14 protein-coding genes and 1 pseudogene are annotated in these 17,670 nt (G+C 62.1%); 13 read left to right on the top strand and 2 right to left on the bottom strand.

The window, feature by feature from the left end; translation table 11 throughout:
- Window positions 1–224 precede the first annotated feature (224 nt).
- The 7 genes and pseudogenes from ACZ0AI_RS17040 (at window position 225) to ACZ0AI_RS17070 (ending at window position 7,447) form a co-directional block, all read left to right on the top strand.
- Complete coding sequence (locus tag ACZ0AI_RS17040) at window positions 225–1,133, top strand: glutamate/aspartate ABC transporter substrate-binding protein (protein ID WP_463562888.1); 909 nt, start codon at window positions 225–227, stop codon at window positions 1,131–1,133.
- A 236-nt stretch (window positions 1,134–1,369) separates the two neighbouring features.
- Window positions 1,370–2,116: pseudogene (locus tag ACZ0AI_RS17045) on the top strand (amino acid ABC transporter permease).
- Window positions 2,113–2,781 (top strand): amino acid ABC transporter permease, encoded by a 669-nt coding sequence (locus ACZ0AI_RS17050; RefSeq protein WP_463562889.1) that lies wholly within the window; start codon window positions 2,113–2,115, stop codon window positions 2,779–2,781. The pseudogene ACZ0AI_RS17045 and the gene ACZ0AI_RS17050 overlap by 4 nt, the downstream one beginning before the upstream one ends.
- Window positions 2,778–3,512: an amino acid ABC transporter ATP-binding protein gene (locus tag ACZ0AI_RS17055; protein WP_463562890.1), complete on the top strand. Its 735-nt coding sequence runs from the start codon at window positions 2,778–2,780 to the stop codon at window positions 3,510–3,512. The genes ACZ0AI_RS17050 and ACZ0AI_RS17055 overlap by 4 nt, the downstream gene beginning before the upstream one ends.
- A gap of 106 nt (window positions 3,513–3,618) precedes the next feature.
- A complete protein-coding gene (locus ACZ0AI_RS17060; protein ID WP_463562891.1) occupies window positions 3,619–5,520 on the top strand; it encodes a sensor histidine kinase in 1,902 nt (633 codons plus the stop codon).
- On the top strand, window positions 5,513–6,835 hold the full coding sequence (gene aauR, locus ACZ0AI_RS17065; protein WP_463562892.1) for a two-component response regulator AauR: 1,323 nt from the start codon (window positions 5,513–5,515) through the stop codon (window positions 6,833–6,835). Before ACZ0AI_RS17060 ends, aauR begins: the two co-directional genes overlap by 8 nt.
- 78 nt (window positions 6,836–6,913) lie before the next feature.
- On the top strand, window positions 6,914–7,447 hold the full coding sequence (locus ACZ0AI_RS17070; protein ID WP_463562893.1) for an REP-associated tyrosine transposase: 534 nt from the start codon (window positions 6,914–6,916) through the stop codon (window positions 7,445–7,447).
- A gap of 40 nt (window positions 7,448–7,487) precedes the next feature.
- Here ACZ0AI_RS17070 and ACZ0AI_RS17075 read toward each other — a convergent pair whose 3' ends face one another.
- The gene (locus tag ACZ0AI_RS17075) at window positions 7,488–8,399 is read right to left on the bottom strand and encodes a LysR substrate-binding domain-containing protein (RefSeq protein WP_463562894.1); all 912 of its coding nucleotides are present in this window, start codon (window positions 8,397–8,399) and stop codon (window positions 7,488–7,490) included.
- 239 nt (window positions 8,400–8,638) lie between these two features.
- Here ACZ0AI_RS17075 and aspA point away from each other — a divergent pair, with 239 nt between their 5' ends.
- From aspA to ACZ0AI_RS17105, 6 genes are all read left to right on the top strand, one after another.
- On the top strand, window positions 8,639–10,063 hold the full coding sequence (aspA, locus tag ACZ0AI_RS17080) for an aspartate ammonia-lyase (protein ID WP_463562895.1): 1,425 nt from the start codon (window positions 8,639–8,641) through the stop codon (window positions 10,061–10,063).
- A gap of 138 nt (window positions 10,064–10,201) precedes the next feature.
- Window positions 10,202–11,455, top strand: coding sequence for a dicarboxylate/amino acid:cation symporter (locus ACZ0AI_RS17085; RefSeq protein ID WP_463562896.1), 1,254 nt, complete (start codon window positions 10,202–10,204; stop codon window positions 11,453–11,455).
- A gap of 227 nt (window positions 11,456–11,682) precedes the next feature.
- On the top strand, window positions 11,683–12,450 hold the full coding sequence (locus tag ACZ0AI_RS17090; RefSeq protein WP_463562897.1) for a substrate-binding periplasmic protein: 768 nt from the start codon (window positions 11,683–11,685) through the stop codon (window positions 12,448–12,450).
- Window positions 12,451–12,837: 387 nt separating this feature from the next.
- Complete coding sequence (locus tag ACZ0AI_RS17095) at window positions 12,838–13,845, top strand: ABC transporter substrate-binding protein (RefSeq protein WP_463562898.1); 1,008 nt, start codon at window positions 12,838–12,840, stop codon at window positions 13,843–13,845.
- Window positions 13,846–13,995: 150 nt separating this feature from the next.
- Complete coding sequence (locus tag ACZ0AI_RS17100) at window positions 13,996–15,039, top strand: LLM class flavin-dependent oxidoreductase (protein ID WP_463562899.1); 1,044 nt, start codon at window positions 13,996–13,998, stop codon at window positions 15,037–15,039.
- Window positions 15,040–15,456: 417 nt separating this feature from the next.
- Entirely contained in the window at window positions 15,457–16,851 is a 1,395-nt protein-coding gene (locus tag ACZ0AI_RS17105) for a purine-cytosine permease family protein (protein ID WP_463562900.1), read from the top strand.
- Between the two features lie 106 nt (window positions 16,852–16,957).
- Here ACZ0AI_RS17105 and ACZ0AI_RS17110 read toward each other — a convergent pair whose 3' ends face one another.
- The gene (locus tag ACZ0AI_RS17110) at window positions 16,958–17,581 is read right to left on the bottom strand and encodes a LuxR C-terminal-related transcriptional regulator (protein ID WP_463562901.1); all 624 of its coding nucleotides are present in this window, start codon (window positions 17,579–17,581) and stop codon (window positions 16,958–16,960) included.
- Between the last annotated feature and the right edge of the window lie 89 nt (window positions 17,582–17,670).

The raw sequence follows: 17,670 nt of genomic DNA on the forward strand, positions 1-17,670 counted from the left end.
CAAAGCCGTCGAAAAACCGAACAACCGAACTTCAAGCATCGTTAGATAGCTTGCTATAAATATAAAAAAACATATAAATCAAACGCTTATTAACTGCGCAAGGGTGAGGATCGGCCTGGCATACATCCTGCTCCTATCTGACCAGGAATGCGATAGCTCTTCCACACAGAGGCACGTACCCCGCTGTACAGCCTCAATAACAACAACACCGAGGAAATCGACCCATGCGTATTGTCCCCCGCGTACTGGCTGTAGCCGTTGCCGCCACCCTGATGTCCAGCCCGGTTTTCGCCGCAGAACTGACCGGCACCCTGAAGAAAATCAAGGATTCGGGCACCATCACCCTGGGCCACCGCGACTCGTCCATCCCCTTCTCGTATTTCGGCGACACCTCCAAGCAGCCAGTTGGCTACTCCCATGATCTGCAGCTCAAAGTCGTTGAAGAGCTCAAGAAGGAGCTGGAGCTGCCGGATCTGAAGGTGCGCTACAACCTGGTGACCTCCCAAACCCGTATCCCGCTGGTGCAGAACGGCACTGTGGATCTGGAGTGTGGCTCCACCACCAACAACGTCGAGCGTCAGCGTCAGGTCGATTTCTCCGTCGGCATCTTCGAAGTGGGCACCCGTCTGCTGGCCAAGAAGAGCAGTGGCGTGAACGATTTCGAAGACCTCAAAGGCAAGAACGTGGTGACCACCGCTGGTACCACTTCCGAGCGCCTGCTCAAATCCATGAACGCCGAGAAGAAGATGGGCATGAACGTGATTTCCGCCAAGGATCACGGCGAGTCTTTCCTGATGCTCGAGTCCAACCGCGCCGTGGCCTTCATGATGGATGACGCCCTGCTCGCTGGCGAAATGGCCAAGGCCAAGAAGCCGGATGACTGGCACGTGGTCGGCACCCCGCAGTCCTTCGAAATCTATGGCTGCATGGTTCGCAAGGGCGACGAAGGCTTCAAGAAGGTGGTCGACAAGGCCATCAGCGCGACCTTCGCATCGGGCGAAATCAACGACATCTACAACAAGTGGTTCCAGCAGCCAGTACCGCCAAAAGGCCTGAACCTCAATTTCCCCATGAGCGAAGAGCTGAAGAAGCTGATCGCCGAACCAACCGACAAGTCTGCTGAGCAGATCTGACGGTGTGATGCCACGCCCCTTTCACGAGAAGGGGCGTGGCGGGCACAGGGGAGGCCTGCGGCTTCCCCAACCTAACTCCTGACGAAGCCGACGCTCATCCGCTCACGCGGATACGGGTGACTGTTGCCTGCGAACCGGCTTCGCCACCGTAGAACGTATTTACGATCTCCAGCTAAAGACTCTTTTTGACGCCGTAGATCGTAAACACGTTCGCAAACCTGCGAGGGGAAACCCGCATGAACTACAACTGGGACTGGGGCATTTTCTTCAAGTCCACCGGCATTGGCAGCGAAATCTACCTGGACTGGTTCATCACCGGCCTGGGCTGAACCATCGCCATTGCGCTGGTCGGCTGGCTAATCGCCCTGTCACTTGGCTCGCTGCTCGGCGTGATGCGTACCGTGCCGAACCGCCTGATCTCCGGAATCGCCACCGCCTACGTGGAAGTCTTCCGTAACGTGCCGCTGCTGGTGCAGCTGTTCCTCTGGTACTTCCTGGTACCGGATCTGCTGCCTGAACCTCTGGAGCTGTGGTTCAAGCAGGATCTCAATCCTGCCACCTCGGCCTATCTGTCGGTTGTGGTGTGCCTCGGCCTGTTCACCGCTGCCCGTGTCTGCGAGCAGGTGCGTACCGGCATTGAAGCGTTGCCCGCGGGCCAGACCGCCGCCGCCTATGCCATGGGCTTTCGTCTGCCGCAGATCTACAGCAACGTGCTGCTGCCCCAGGCCTATCGAATCATCATTCCGCCGTTAACCAGCGAATTCCTGAACATCTTCAAGAACTCTTCGGTGGCCTCGCTGATCGGCCTCATGGAACTGCTCGCCCAGACCAAACAGACCGCCGAGTTCAGCGCCAACCTGTTCGAAGCCTTCACCCTGGCGACGCTGATCTATTTCACCCTGAACATGAGCCTGATGATGATCATGCGCATGGTCGAGCGCAAAGTTGCAGTGCCTGGCCTGATTTCCGTGGGAGGTAAATGATGGACTTCAGTCAGATCATCCCCGCTCTGCCAGGCCTCTGGGAAGGCATGGCCATGACCCTGCAACTGATGGTCATGGGCGTTATCGGTGGCGTGATTCTCGGCACCCTGCTGGCGCTGATGCGCCTGTCGAGCAACGTGCTGCTGTCCAAGATCGCGGCCACCTATGTCAACTACTTCCGCTCGATCCCGCTGCTGCTGGTGATCACCTGGTTCTACTTCGCAGTGCCGTTCATCCTGCGCTGGATCACCGGCGAAGACACCCCAATAGGCGCCTTCGCCTCCTGCCTGGTGGCCTTCATCATGTTCGAGGCGGCGTATTTCTGCGAAATCGTCCGCGCCGGCATCCAGGCCATCCCCAAGGGTCAGATGGGCGCCGCCCAGGCACTGGGCATGACTTACGGCCAGACCATGCGCCTGATCATCCTGCCCCAGGCATTCCGCAAGATGACCCCGCTGCTGCTGCAGCAGAGCATCATCCTGTTCCAGGACACCTCGCTGGTTTACACCGTCGGCCTGATGGACTTCCTCAATGCCGCCCGTTCGCGCGGTGACATTCTGGGTCAGCCCCACGAGTTCCTGATCTTCGCCGGTCTGGTTTACTTCACCATCAGCTTCGCGGCTTCGCAGCTGGTCAAGTTCCTGCAAAAAAGGTTAGCCGTATGATTTCCATCAAGAACGTCAACAAGTGGTATGGGGACTTCCAGGTGCTGACCGACTGCACCACGGACGTCAAAAAGGGCGAAGTGGTGGTGGTCTGCGGGCCATCCGGCTCGGGCAAGTCGACCCTGATCAAGTGCGTCAATGCTCTGGAGCCGTTCCAGAAGGGCGACATCACGGTCGACGGCACCTCTATCGCCGATAAAAAGACCAACCTGCCCAAGCTGCGCTCGCGGGTCGGCATGGTGTTCCAGCACTTCGAGCTGTTTCCACACCTGACCATCACCGAAAACCTGACCATCGCGCAAATCAAGGTGCTGGGTCGCAGCAAGGAAGAAGCCAAGCAAAAAGGCATGGCGCTGCTCGATCGCGTTGGCCTCAAGGAACACGCGCACAAGCACCCGGGGCAGTTGTCCGGTGGTCAGCAACAGCGCGTGGCGATTGCCCGTGCCCTGGCGATGGATCCGGTGGTGATGCTGTTCGACGAACCGACCTCGGCCCTCGACCCGGAAATGGTCAACGAAGTGCTCGACGTGATGGTACAACTGGCCCACGAAGGCATGACCATGATGTGCGTGACCCACGAGATGGGCTTCGCTCGCAAGGTCGCTGACCGGGTGATTTTCATGGACGCCGGCCAGATCGTCGAAGACTGCCCCAAGGAAGAGTTCTTCGGCGACGTCAGCGCGCGCTCCGAACGTGCTCAGCAGTTCCTCGCCAAGATCCTGCAGCACTGATCCACCCTGTCGGCGCTGCGGGAAGCCGCAGCGCCGACACATTTAGGCGCCCCACCGCTCCTAAACCGCCAAACGCCCCGCAACTGGCCAGCTCAGGAGGACTGTGATGCAATGCGCCTCCGCCAGGCTTCGTGTGGTACCGCCCGCCTTGTCCACCAAACCGCGCTACGTCCGACACCTGCTGCTAACCCTGCTGATGCTGATACTGGTCGCCGCGTGCGGCTACGCCGGTTATTACCTCAGCGAAAAGGCCGGCATCCGTAACCTGATCGAAAGCGGTGAACGCCAACTCGAGCTCAACGCCCGTGCGGTGGAAAGCGAGATCAACAAGTACACCTATCTGCCCAGCCTGCTGGAGCTGGAGTCCAACGTCAGCCGCCTGCTGCTGACGCCCGACGCCTACCGCCGCCAGCGCGTCAACGACTACCTCGAAGGCCTCAACCGGCGTAGCGGCAGCATGGCCATCTACGTGATGGACACCGACGGCCGCGTGCTCGCCACCAGCAACTGGCGCCAGCACGACAGCTACCTGGGTGAGGATTTGTCCTTCCGTGCCTACTTCCAGGACGCGTTACAGGGCGAGCAAGGCCGCTTCTACGGGATCGGCAGCACCACCGGCGAGCCTGGTTACTACCTGTCCCACGCCCTCAAGGCCAACGGCCGGATCATCGGCGTAGCCGTGGTCAAGGTACGCCTCGACCCGCTGGAGCAGCGCTGGCAACGGGCACGCCTGGAGGCCTACGTCAGCGACGAGAACGGCATCATCATTCTTTCCAGCGACCCGGCCCGCCGCCTCAAGGCGGTGCGCCCACTGAACGCCGAGATCAAGGAGCGTCTGGCGCGCAGCCTGCAGTATCACTGGTCGTCACTCGACGAGCTTATCCCGCTGACACGCACACCCGTAGCCACCGATGTCGAGCAGGTCAGCTTCGCCGCCACCGGCGAGCAGGAGGTCAGCGAGGCGATCAACTACCTGTCGCAAAGCCGCCAACTAGAGGACACACCCTGGCACCTGACGCTGCTCAGCCCACTGCAGGATCTGCGCCGCGAAGCGGTCAGCCACGGCATGCTGGCAGCCGCTGCCTTCGCGTTGCTGGCCTTCCTGCTGATCGCCTGGAACGAGCGGCGCAAGGTGATCGCCACCCGCCTCGCAGCCCGGGAAGCGCTGCAATTGGCCAACAGCGAACTGGAACGCAAGATCACCGAACGCACCGCCGATCTGCGCGCCAGCAATGACCGCCTCAAGGCGCAAATTCGCGAACGACGGCAGGCCGAAGAGACCCTGCGCCTTGCCCAGGATGAACTGGTGCAAGCCGGCAAGCTGGCGGTGATCGGGCAGATGTCCACCAGCATTGCCCATGAGCTCAACCAACCGCTGGCCGCGCTGCGCACCCTGTCCGGCAATACCGTGCGCTTTCTCTCCCGAGGCTCGTACGACGTGGCCACCACCAACCTGCAGACCATCAACGAACTGGTCGACCGCATGGGCAAGATCACCGGCAGCCTGCGCGCCTTCGCGCGCCGCTCCAACGATGGCGGCGAAGCCAGCCTGAGCAAAGCCGTGGACGCGGCGTTACAGGTGGTGCAGCCGCGCCTGGAACGCACTCCGCTGAACATTCACCACCAGTTCGACGACGCGCGCCTGGCGATCAACCAGACCCGCCTGGAGCAGATCCTGGTCAACCTGATCGCCAACGCCGCCGATGCCATGAGCACCCAAACGGATCGCCAACTGTGGTTGCAGGGCAGTGCAGATGGCGACCGCTATCGCCTGCGCGTGCTCGACAACGGCCCCGGCATCGCCCCCGCCGATCGCACGCACCTGTTCGAACCCTTCTTCACTACCAAGCCCGGCGAGCAGGGCCTGGGTCTCGGCCTGACGCTATCGGCCAGCCTCGCGGCAGCCGCAGGCGGTAGCTTAAGCGCCGATCATCCGCCTCAGGGCGGTACCGCTTTCGAACTCAACCTGCCTCAGGTTGCCGCTGTCATGGAGACACCCGATGAATGACGACCTCACCGTGCTGATCGTCGAAGACGATCCTCACGTGCTGCTCGGCTGCCAGCAGGCCCTGGCCCTGGAAGATATCGCCAGCGAAGGCGTCGGTAGCGCCGAACAGGCTCTGCAACGCATCAATGCGGACTTCGCAGGAATCGTCATCAGTGACATCCGCCTGCCGGGTATGGATGGCCTGAAACTGCTGGACGAACTCAAGCGCCGCGACCCGGCGCTGCCGGTGGTACTGATCACCGGCCACGGTGATATCGGCATGGCCGTTGGCGCGATGCGCGACGGCGCCTACGACTTCATGGAAAAACCCTTCTCCCCCGAACGCCTGGTCGATGTCACCCGCCGCGCCCTGGAACAACGCAGCCTGGCCCGCGAGGTGTCGTCACTGCGCCGCCAACTGGCCGGCAAGCAGGCACTGGAGCATCGGCTGATCGGTCGCTCGCCGGCCATGCAGCAGTTGCGCGAGCTGATCGCCAACGTCGCCGACACCTCGGCAAACGTGCTGATCGAAGGCGAAACCGGCACCGGCAAGGAGCTGGTCGCGCGCTGCCTGCACGACTTCAGCCGTCGACAGAACAAAGCCTTCGTGGCACTGAACTGCGGCGGCCTGCCGGAAAACCTGTTCGAGAGCGAAATCTTCGGCCACGAAGCCCACGCCTTCACCGGTGCCAGCAAACGGCGCATCGGCAAAATCGAACACGCCAACGGCGGTAGCCTGTTTCTCGACGAGATCGAGAGCATGCCGCTGAGCCTGCAGATCAAGCTGCTACGCGTACTGCAGGAACACAGCCTGGAACGCCTGGGATCCAACCAGTCGGTCGCTATCGACTGCCGGGTAATCGCCGCGACCAAGGCCGATCTCGACGAAGCCGGCAAGAGTGGCCACTTCCGCAGCGACCTGTATTACCGCCTCAACGTGGTTAGCCTGGAGCTGCCTCCGCTGCGCGAACGACGCGAAGATATCGCCCTGCTGTTCGAGCACTTCCTGCAGCTCTCCGCCCTGCGCTTCGACCGCGCCGCCCCCGAGCTGGATCGCCATACCCTGGCAGCGCTGATGGCTCATGACTGGCCTGGCAACGTACGGGAACTGCGCAACGTCGCCGAACGCTTCGCCCTTGGCCTGCCAGCCTTCAAGAAAAGCGGCAGCAACGACGGTATCGCACCAAGCTTCGCTGAGGCCGTGGAAGCCTTCGAGCGCAACCTGCTGGTCGACGCCCTCGAACAGCACGCCGGCAACCTCAGCCAGGCTGCTCAGGCTTTGGGCATGGCCAAGACCACGCTGTTCGACAAGGTGAAGAAGTACGGACTGGGCTAAACACAGGCCGTGGCCCTTAGGTGGGGACGGGGCGCGTAGCGATACCCATCGTTAAACGCATCAGCAAGGAAGCTGACGATGACCGAATACCGCCGCGACCATACGCCTGGCGCCACGTGGTTCTTTACCCTGAATCTTGCCAATCGCGATAGCAGTCTATTGGTCGAGCAGATCGACCCATTGCGCGCCGCCTTTCGTTACACCATGGGCCGTCACCCATGGTTTATCGATGCCATCGTTATCTTACCCGACCATCTTCACGCGCTCTGCACACTGCCGGCCAACGAGGCTGATTACGCGCTGCGCTGGCGCCTGATCAAGACTCACTTTTCACGGGCAATCCCTCGCAATGAAGATATTTCTCCGAGCCGCGCCAGGCGCGGAGAACGAAGCACCTGGCAACGCCGCTATTGGGAGCACCGTATTCGCGACGAGAGTGATTTCGCAGACCACGCCGATTACATCCACAACAACCCACGTAAACATGGCTCTGTGGAGCGGGTGGCCGACTGGCCGTGGTCATCGTTTCATCGCTATGTGAGAGCTGGGCTGTTACCAGAAAACTGGGCGAGCGGGATGGAGCTGGACATAGACCTAGGAGAACGTGAATAAACCGTTGCATAGCCATCATCGTGATGGGTATCGCTTCGCTCTAACCCTCGCCACGCCCCACGCCACCCTCGAGCTTGCGCCACAGCAGGCGCACGCCGGCCTTGCGCGACATGCTCCAGCGGTACAGGCGAATCTCCAGCGGGATGACCCAGTGTTCCTTACCGCACACCACCAGCTCGCCACGCGCCAGCTCGGCGTTCATCGATAAACGCGGCACCCAGGCCACGCCCAGGCCTTGCAGCGCCATGGCCTTGAGGCTGTCGGCCATGGCCGTTTCGTGCACGGTGGTGGAGCGCAACGCGCGCTGGCGTAACAGCAGGTTCACCGAACGACCGAGAAAGGTGCCGGCGCTGTAGGCCAGCAGCGGCACGCTCTGCCCGGAGTCCAGGTCATACAGCGGCGCACCGTGCTCGTCCACCGCGCACACCGGGAGCATCTCGCTGCGCCCCAGGTACAGCGACGGAAACAGATCCGGAATCAGTTGCACGGCGGCGTCCTGATCGTAGTAGGCAAGGATCAGGTCGCAAGCGCCTTCACGCAACGAGTGCACGGCTTCGCCTACGTTGGTGGCCACCAGCCGGGTGGTCAGTGGCAGGCCGTCACGGCGCAAGCGGGCAATCCACTCGGGAAAGAAGCTGAAGACCAGGGAGTGGGCCGCGGCAATTTGCAACGCCTCACCCTGCTGCCCTTCTAGATGATGCAGATGGCGAACCACCTCGCCAAGTTGATCGACCAGGCTACGGGCGGTAAGCAGAAACAACTGGCCGGATTCGGTCAATTCCACCGGCGTACGCGAGCGGTTGACCAAGGTCAGGCCAAGCGCCGCCTCGAGGCTGCGGATACGCCGGCTGAATGCCGGCTGGGTGACGAAACGCTTCTTTGCCGCCTGGGAAAAGCTGCGCGTGGAGGCCAGGGTGACGAAGTCTTCCAGCCATTTGGTTTCCAGGTTCATGCATCACCCACTCGTGTATTCAGTTCTTTGTCCGGCGGATGAAAAGGGCATCCGCTATGCGCGCCCTTCCACCCTGCGACAAGCGGCTGGATAACGCCAGGTGATATCCAGCAGTCACATCGACATTATGCCGATTATGCATAGGGCAGCAAGTAACAGCATTGGCCGCCAAATGGTCTGAGCCCTTACTCTAAAGGCCATCGCGGTATATCCCGCGTCTTTATGAGAGTCGAGGCATCATGTCAGCTGCTGCATTGTTCCGCGTCGAAAAAGACCTGCTCGGTACCCTCGAAGTCCCTGGCGAGGCTTACTACGGTATCCAGACCCTGCGTGCGCTGAACAACTTTCGCCTGTCCGGCGTGCCGTTGGCTCACTACCCGAAACTGGTCGTGGCCCTGGCCATGGTCAAACAGGCAGCAGCTGACGCCAACCGTGAGCTGGGCCATCTGCCTGCCGACAAGCACGCGGCAATCAGCGAAGCCTGTGCACGCATCATCCGCGGCGATTTCCACGACCAGTTCGTCGTGGACATGATCCAGGGCGGCGCCGGCACCTCGACCAACATGAATGCCAACGAGGTGATCGCCAACATCGCCCTGGAAGCCATGGGCCATGCCAAAGGTGAATACAAGCACCTGCACCCGAACAACGACGTGAACATGGCGCAGTCGACCAACGACGCGTACCCCACCGCCATCCGCCTGGGCCTGCTGCTCGGTCACGATACCCTGCTGGCCAGCCTGGATAGCCTGATCCAGTCGTTCGCCGCCAAGGGCGTCGAGTTCAGCCACGTGCTGAAGATGGGCCGCACCCAGTTGCAGGATGCCGTACCGATGACCCTCGGCCAGGAATTCCGCGCGTTCGCCACCACCCTGGGTGAAGACCTGGCGCGTCTGCGCAGCCTGGCGCCGGAGCTGCTCACCGAAGTGAACCTGGGCGGCACCGCCATCGGCACCGGCATCAACGCCGACCCGGGCTACCAGCACCTGGCCGTACAGCGCCTGGCGCTGATCAGCGGCCAACCACTGGTGCCAGCCGCCGACCTGATCGAAGCCACCTCCGACATGGGCGCCTTCGTGCTGTTCTCCGGCATGCTCAAGCGTACCGCGGTCAAGCTGTCGAAGATCTGCAACGACCTGCGTCTGCTCTCCAGCGGCCCGCGCACCGGCATCAACGAGATCAACCTGCCGGCACGCCAGCCAGGCAGTTCGATCATGCCCGGCAAGGTCAACCCGGTGATCCCGGAAGCGGTCAATCAGGTGGCCTTCGAAATCATCGGCAACGACCTGGCGCTGACCATGGCAGCCGAAGGCGGTCAGTTGCAGCTGAACGTGATGGAGCCGCTGATCGCTTACAAGATCTTCGACTCGATCCGCCTGCTGCAGCGCGCCATGGATATGCTGCGCGAGCATTGCATCAACGGCATCACCGCCAACGAAGCCCACTGCCGCGCCCAGGTGGAAAACTCCATCGGCCTGATCACCGCACTCAACCCCTACATCGGCTACGAGAACGCCACGCGCATCGCCAAGGTCGCGCTGGACAGTGGTCGCGGTGTGCTGGAACTGGTGCGTGAGGAAGGGCTGCTTGACGAGGCTACGCTGGCCGACATCCTGCGCCCCGAGAATATGATCGCACCGCGCCTGGTGCCGCTGCAGGGCTGATCCACTGCGCCCTATCAGCCAGTTATTCGCGCCGCCTACATTGAGGGCGGCGCCTTCATTTGTGCCCTCGGCTTCCGGGCAACACTCGTAAAGACCGTCACGATGGTCATCACAACAACGACAATTTAGGTGATATCCATGAGTCAGAGCCCTACCCCTGCCCGCCGCTTCCTAAGGGGCATGCCCCTCTGGCAGCAGATTCTCATCGGCCTGGTGCTCGGCGTGCTGGTCGGCCTGCTGTTCAAGGACGGCGCCAAGCTCCTCGCCCCGCTGGGCGCGCTGTTTCTCAATGCGATCAAGATGCTCATCGTGCCGCTGGTGTTCGTTTCCCTGGTGGCCGGTATCACCTGCATGCAGGACACCGCCAAACTGGGCCGGATCAGCGTCAAGACTATCGCCATCTACCTGGTGACCACCGCCTTCGCGGTGAGCATCGGCCTGCTGTTCGGCGCTCTGTTCACTCCCGGCGCCGGCATGAATATGGTCGCCAGCGCCGCCACCGAGGCCAAGCAGGCGCCATCCCTGGTGGAAATTCTGGTCGGCCTGGTGCCTGCCAACCCGGTGACCGCGTTCGCCGAAGGCAACATCCTGCAGATCATCGTCTTTGCCATCGCCCTGGGCATCAGCATGAACCTAGTGGGTGAAAAAGCCGCGCCCGTGGTCAAGCTGTTCAACAGCCTGGCCGAGGTGTTCTACAAGCTCACCGACCTGGTGATGCGCTTCGCGCCGATCGGCGTGTTCGCCTTGATCGCAGGCGTCGTGGCGTCCCACGGCATCGAAGTGCTGCTGCCGCTGGGCGGGGTGATCGGCGTCATCTACCTGGCCAGCCTGGCACACATGCTGTTGGTGTATGGCGGCCTGCTCGGCTTGCTCGCCCGGCTCAGCCCGCTGCGCTTCCTGCAGGGCATCGCCCCGGCACTGGCGGTGGCCTTCAGCACCTCGAGCAGCTCGGGCACCCTACCGGTGTCGATCGAGTGCGCGCGCAAGAACCTCGGCGTGTCGGAAGGGGTGGCCGGCTTCGTGTTGCCCGTGGGCGCGACCATCAATATGGATGGCACCGCCATTTATCAGGGCGTGCTGGCGCTGTTCATCGCTCAGGCCTTCGGCATCGATCTGAATGCCGGTCAGTACCTGATGATCATCCTTACCGCGACCCTGGCCTCGATCGGCACCGCCGGCGTGCCCGGTGCCGGCCTGATCATGCTCGGCCTGGTGCTGACCTCGGTGGGCCTGCCCCTCGAAGGCGTGGCGTTGATTGCCGGCATCGACCGCATCCTCGACATGGCACGCACCACGGTAAACGTGGCCGGCGACCTGATGACCACCACCCTGGTCGGCAGCAGCGAGAACGAACTGGATCGCGAGATCTACAACAGCCGCAACAAGGAATAAGCCTGCTTGCACGGTGCCAAGGGATGGCCACGACCATCCCTTTTCTGTTTCGGCGCCAATGCCTGTTGATGCTTTATTGGCAAATCTTCTCGCACAGCACCAGGCCCCTGTAGTGGCCCGACGTGCGATACAGCGTCATCCCCCTGGGCTTCGCTCTTTCAGGACTGATTGCCGTTTGCGCGCCAGCGCGATACAACGGCAGCAGCCCAACAAAGAGAAGCCCCCTCATGACCGTCAAAGCCGCATGGTTCGTCTGTTTGCTGTCCGTTTCCAGCGTCTTCGCCCTGCCCGCTCAGGCCGAACTGCCGCCTGGCTACAAGGTGGTGTTACAAACGGAAAACTTTCCGCCATTCAACATGGCCGATAACGAAAAGAATTTCGCCCGTGACGCCAATATCCAGGGGGTCAGCACCACCATCGTGCGCGAGATGTTCAAGCGTGCCGGTATCGACTACACCCTGACCCTGCGTTTCCCCTGGAGTCGCGTCTACGACGCCACCCTCGCCAACGCCAACCACGGCCTGTTCTCCACCTCGATGAACGAGGCGCGCCGCCCGCTGTTCAAGTGGGTCGGGCCGGTTGCCAAGGTCGAGCGCGTGCTGCTCGCCGCGCCGGGCTCAAACATCCCCAACCTGACGAGCCTCGAGCAGGCCCGCCAGTACCGCATCGGCAGCTACAAAGACAGCGCCGCCAGCCAGACCCTGGAGAAGGCCGGTCTAGAACCGATCAACACCCTGCGTGACCCGGAAAACATCGCCAAACTGACCCAGGGTCGCATCGACCTGTGGGGCACCACCGACCCGGTATGGCGCCACCAGGCACGCCAGGCGGACGTCACCGGCTTGCGCAACGTGCTGACCTTCGACCGCTCCGATCTTTACCTGGCCCTCAACCTCGACACCCCGGACGAAGTGGTCGCAAGACTGCAAAAGGCGCTGGATGAGATGAAGAGCGAGGGCTACGGCACCTGCAACAAACACCCGGAGCTGTGCTGATAGCGACTGCACGTTCACGTCTTTACCGATACAAAGCGCAAGCGGCCGTTCGTTGTGGGGCGCCAATTGGCGGGCTGAAGCCCACCAAATCGAACGTCCGCTATCGCCTTACACCGGCCTGCAGAAAGCTTTGGCTGGCGCTCTGCCAAGATGATCAGCGCGAAGCGTAACGCTCCCTCCCGCAAATAGTGGTACTGCACTTCCCAGTCGCCTTGATTCTCCCCCTCGCGAGCTTGACGCGACGCTCTAGCACGAGGCCGGCGCGCTGGAGCGCATCTTGCTAGACGATATTACGGCATACCGTCTGCCGTTGTAGCGCGTGCTTCTCTGCTCAGCAGAAGACAGCGCGCTTCGTGGCGCTATCGAACACTTCCGGGAGGCAATTCAATGCGTAGCGTAATGGCCAGTCTGTTCTGCCTGTTCACCCTGGCGGCTCACGCCGAGCAGAGCATCACCTTCGTCAGTTGGGGTGGCACCACCCAGGCAGCACAGACCCGCGCCTGGAGCGAACCCTTCACCCAGCAGACCGGCATCCGTGTCGAGCAGGCCGGGCCCACCGACTATGCCGCCTTCAAGTCCATGGTGGAGAGTGGCCAGGTCACCTGGGACGTGGTCGATGTGGAGGCGGATTTCGCCCTGCGTGCCGGCCGGGAAGGGCTGCTCGAGCCTCTGGATTTCAAGCAAATCGCCAAGCGCACCATCGACCCGCGCTTCGTCACCATCTACGGCGCCGGCTCGTTCTACTTTTCCTTCATCCTCGGCTACAACACTCAGGCCCTGCGCGAGGCGCCGCAGAATTGGGCGGCGCTGTTCGACACCGGCACTTTTCCGGGCAAACGCGCGCTCTACAAGTGGCCGAGCCCAGGTGTGCTGGAGATCGCCCTGCTCGCCGATGGGGTGAATCCCGCGCAGTTGTATCCGCTGGATCTGGATCGCGCCTTCAGGAAGCTCGACAGCATCAAGGGCGCTATCGCCTGGTGGGGCAGCGGTGACGAATCACAGCAGTTGCTCGCCTCCGGCACCGCCAGCCTGGGCATGTTCTGGAACGGCCGGGTCAATGCGCTGCACGATCAGGGAGCACCGGTGGGCATGAGCTGGCAGCAGAACCTAGTGGCCGGCGACTTTCTGGTGATACCCCGTGGCTCGCGCAATGTCGCGGCAGCGCGCACCTTCATCGCCCATGCCACCAGCCCGAAACCCCAGGCCGACTTTTCCTCGCTGACCGGTTATGCGCCGGTCAACCTCGGCGCCTCGGCACTGGTGGATCCCAAGCTGGCGGAGAACCAGCCCGGCGCCCACAAAACCGGGCAGATCACGCTGGATTTCAAATACTGGAGCCTCAACGGCGAGCGGATCGCGCAACGCTGGAGCGCCTGGCAGGCAGCCGGTCACTGACGCTTTTCGATAACACTGGTCGGCGGGTACTCGCCAAAGTATTTTATATTATGGTATACCATGAACCATAAGCCTCGTGATCCTGCACGGCGGCCAGTCCCGACAGCGCTTCAAGCGCACCGGGCTTTATAAAAAATCGAGGAAAGCGACATGAAATTTTCTTTGTTCGTCCACATGGAACGCTACGACCAGGAAGTCGGCCACCGTGAGCTCTTCGATCAGTTGACCGAGCTGACCCTGCTGGCCGAGGCCGGTGGTTTCAGCACCGTGTGGGTTGGCGAGCACCACGCCATGGAGTACACCATTTCGCCGAGCCCAATGCCGATCCTGGCCTATCTGGCGGCCCGCACCAGCACTATCCGCCTGGGTGCCGGCACCATCATCGCGCCGTTCTGGAACCCGATCCGCGTGGCAGGTGAATGCGCCCTGCTCGACGTGATCAGCAACGGCCGCATGGAAGTCGGTCTGGCCCGCGGTGCCTATCAGTACGAATTCGATCGCATGGCCGGCGGCATGCCCGCCAGTGATGGCGGCAAGTACCTGCGCGAGATGGTGCCGGTGGTCAAGGCGCTGTGGAAAGGCGATTACGCCCACGACGGCGAGATCTGGAAATTCCCCACCAGCACGTCGTCGCCCAAGCCGCTGCAGCAACCGCTGCCGCCGATATGGATCGCCGCCCGCGACCCGGACTCGCACAACTTCGCGGTGGCCAACGGCTGCAACGTGATGGTCACGCCATTGATGAAGGGCGACGAGGAAGTGGTCGACCTGAACAACAAGTTCAACACCGCCCTGGCCAACAACCCGGACGTGCCGCGCCCGCAATTGATGGTGCTGCGTCACACCCACGTGCACCTGGCAGACGACCCCGAGGGCTGGAAGGTCGGCGCCGCGGCGATCTCGCGTTTCTACCGTACCTTCGATGCCTGGTTCGGCAACAAGATCACCCCGGTCGACGGCCTGCTGGAGCCGAGCCCCGAGGAGAAATTCAAAGAGCGCCCGGAGTTCGAGCTGGAGAACATCCGCAAGAACACCATGATCGGCACGCCCGAAGAAATCATCGCGCGCATTCGTCACTACCAGGAGCAGGGCGTCGACGAATTCAGCTTCTGGGCCGACAACAGCCTGCCCCACGCCGAGAAGAAAAAGTCCCTGGAGCTGTTCATCCAGCACGTGGTGCCAGCCTTCCGCTGAGCCCCGTAACCGCTGCCCCGGCCATGCCGGGCAGCGGCCTTCGCCCTTGCGGCGAGACGCAAAACCCTATCCGAATAAAGACAAGAAGTAGGTTTTCCCATGGTGTCCCGCACAGCCCTGCTGCTCTACCCCTGCCCGTTCTCCACTGTCTGCGGGCTCTCCCGCGACAGGCGCAGCTGACTCGCTCAGCCGCCACCCCTCACGCATCCAACAGGCCGTTGAAAAACGTAGGCGAGGCAGCCGACGCGAGGCGAAAACAGCCGAAAAAGCGGAGTGTACGAGTTGTACATGAGCATTTTTAGGCTGTTTTCAACGACGCAGCGGCAACGTAGCTAGTTTTTCAACAGCCTGCTAAACCGGCCAGCCCCGCTCACGCGGTGCTGCATGCCGTCGCAACTTTGCGCAGGAGAACCGTCCATGTCTCAGCAAGAGCTCGTTGAAAGCAACAGCGTTGGCCAAGTCGCCGATGCCGACCGTCACGGCCGTGTTCGTGATCTGTTCACCCTCTGGTTCAGCACCAATATCGCGCCGCTGCCCATCGTCACCGGCGCCATGGCCGTGCAGGTATTCCACCTCAGCCTCGGCTGGGCGATCTGCGCCATTCTGGTCGGCCACCTGCTCGGCGGTATCGTGCTCGGCCTGGCCTCGGCCCAGGGCCCACAAATGGGCCTGCCGCAGATGCTGCAGAGCCGCGGTCAGTTCGGCCGTTACGGCGCCCTGCTGGTAGTGGTGATCGCCGCAGTCCTGTACATCGGCTTCTTCATTTCCAACTGCGTGCTGGCCGGCAAGTCGATCCACACCGTGGTACCGGAACTGCCGCTGCCTGCCGCCGTGCTGATCGGTGCCTGCGCGGCGACGCTGATCGGCATACTCGGCTACAACTTCATCCACACCCTCAACCGCATCGGCACCTGGGTAATGGGCATCGGCCTGCTCGCCGGGTTCATCGCACTGTTCGCCAATGGCCTGCCGGCGGACTTCGCCAGCCGCGGCGGCTTCAATCTCGCCGGCTGGCTGGCGATGGCATCGCTGGGTGCCATCTGGCAGATCTCCTTCGCGCCCTACACCTCGGACTACTCGCGCTACCTGCCGAAAAGCGTGGGTATCTGGAAACCCTTCATCGCCACCTATACCGGTGCCGTTCTCGGTACCTCGCTGTGCTTCGTGTTCGGCACCCTGGTGGCGCTGTCGGTGAGCGCGGACACCGACACCATGGACGCGGTCAAGCAGAGCACCGGCGCATTCGGCCCATTGCTCATGGTGCTGTTCATCCTCAGCATCATCAGCCACAACGCCCTGAATCTGTACGGTGCGGTGTTGGCGCTGATCACCTCGGTACAGACCTTCGCCGCCGACTGGGCGCCCAGCCGTCAAGCCAGGGTGGCGCTCTCGGCGATTTTGCTGGTGGCCTGCTGCGTGGTTGCGGTCAGTGCGCCTGCGGACTTCATCTCGCGCTTCATGCAGCTGATCCTGGCGATGATGATCGTGCTGGTGCCCTGGGCGGTGATCAATCTCGCCGACTTCTACCTGGTGCAGAAACAGCGCTACCACATCCCTTCACTGTTCGACGCCAATGGAGGCATCTACGGGCGCTTCAATCCCAATGCGGTGAGCGCCTATGCAGTGGGCATCCTGGTGCAACTGCCGTTCGCGGTCACGCCGATCTACACCGGCCCGATGGCCAGCAAGCTGGATGGCGCCGACCTGTCCTGGCTGGTGGCGATCATCGTCACCCTGCCGCTGTACCTGCTGCTGTCGCGCCGTGACACGGTGTACCGGCGCAAGCAGATATCCACCTTGTCGCGGGCCTGACGCTTGCGGCTAAGCCAGGCTACTGGGCTGATCCGGGAAAACAGATAGCTGATGAGAAAGCCCCCGCCCTTGTGCGGGGCAGCTTTCGTTGAGGGTCAACGGTAATTCAGCCCGCCACCTCGAAGATCGCACCCTCCACGCCGAGCACCTCGCCACTGGCGGAATACACGCCAACGCCCGTTTCGCAGACCTCCTTGATTCGCCCATCGGCGCAGCAGATGCGGTAACGCAGCTGAAACGGCTCGTGCTTGAGCAACGCGCATTGCACGCAGTACCAGACGTAATCGGCGTACTCGGCGAGGATCAGTGAGCCGAAGCTGTGAGCGGGATCGCGGGTCAGGTATTCGGCCGAGTAGCCGGTCAGTTGCAGGCAGCCTTCGCTGACGTAATCCATGTACCAGGTGCGGGCGTTGTCGCCGCGATAGATCAGCACCGGCAGATCGTTTATCAGCCCTGCGACACCCCCTGGCCCAACAGCGGCCTGGGTACCGGCCAAGGCTTTGCCGGTATGCCGGTGCACCCAGCTGGCCAGTTCCAGACGCGAATGCAGGTGAAATTTGCGCAGCAGGCTGCGCACGTAGATTTTCACCGTGCCGTCGCTGATGCCCAGCTCGCGGGCGATCTGCTTGTTGCTGTTGCCTGCAGCGATCAACTGCAGGGTCTGCTCCTCACGTTCGGTCAGCGCATTCGACGCTGCCACGGGAGCCGGGGCGAAACCGGCTGCACGCATGCTCTCCTCCCCGTCTTCTGCGGTGATTGGACGAATCACCACAGCAACTTCCATGCCTCGCCGGGGCGCACTACCTCTTTTGGCATATC

The sequence above is a fragment of the Pseudomonas sp. AC355 genome (assembly GCF_979258205.1).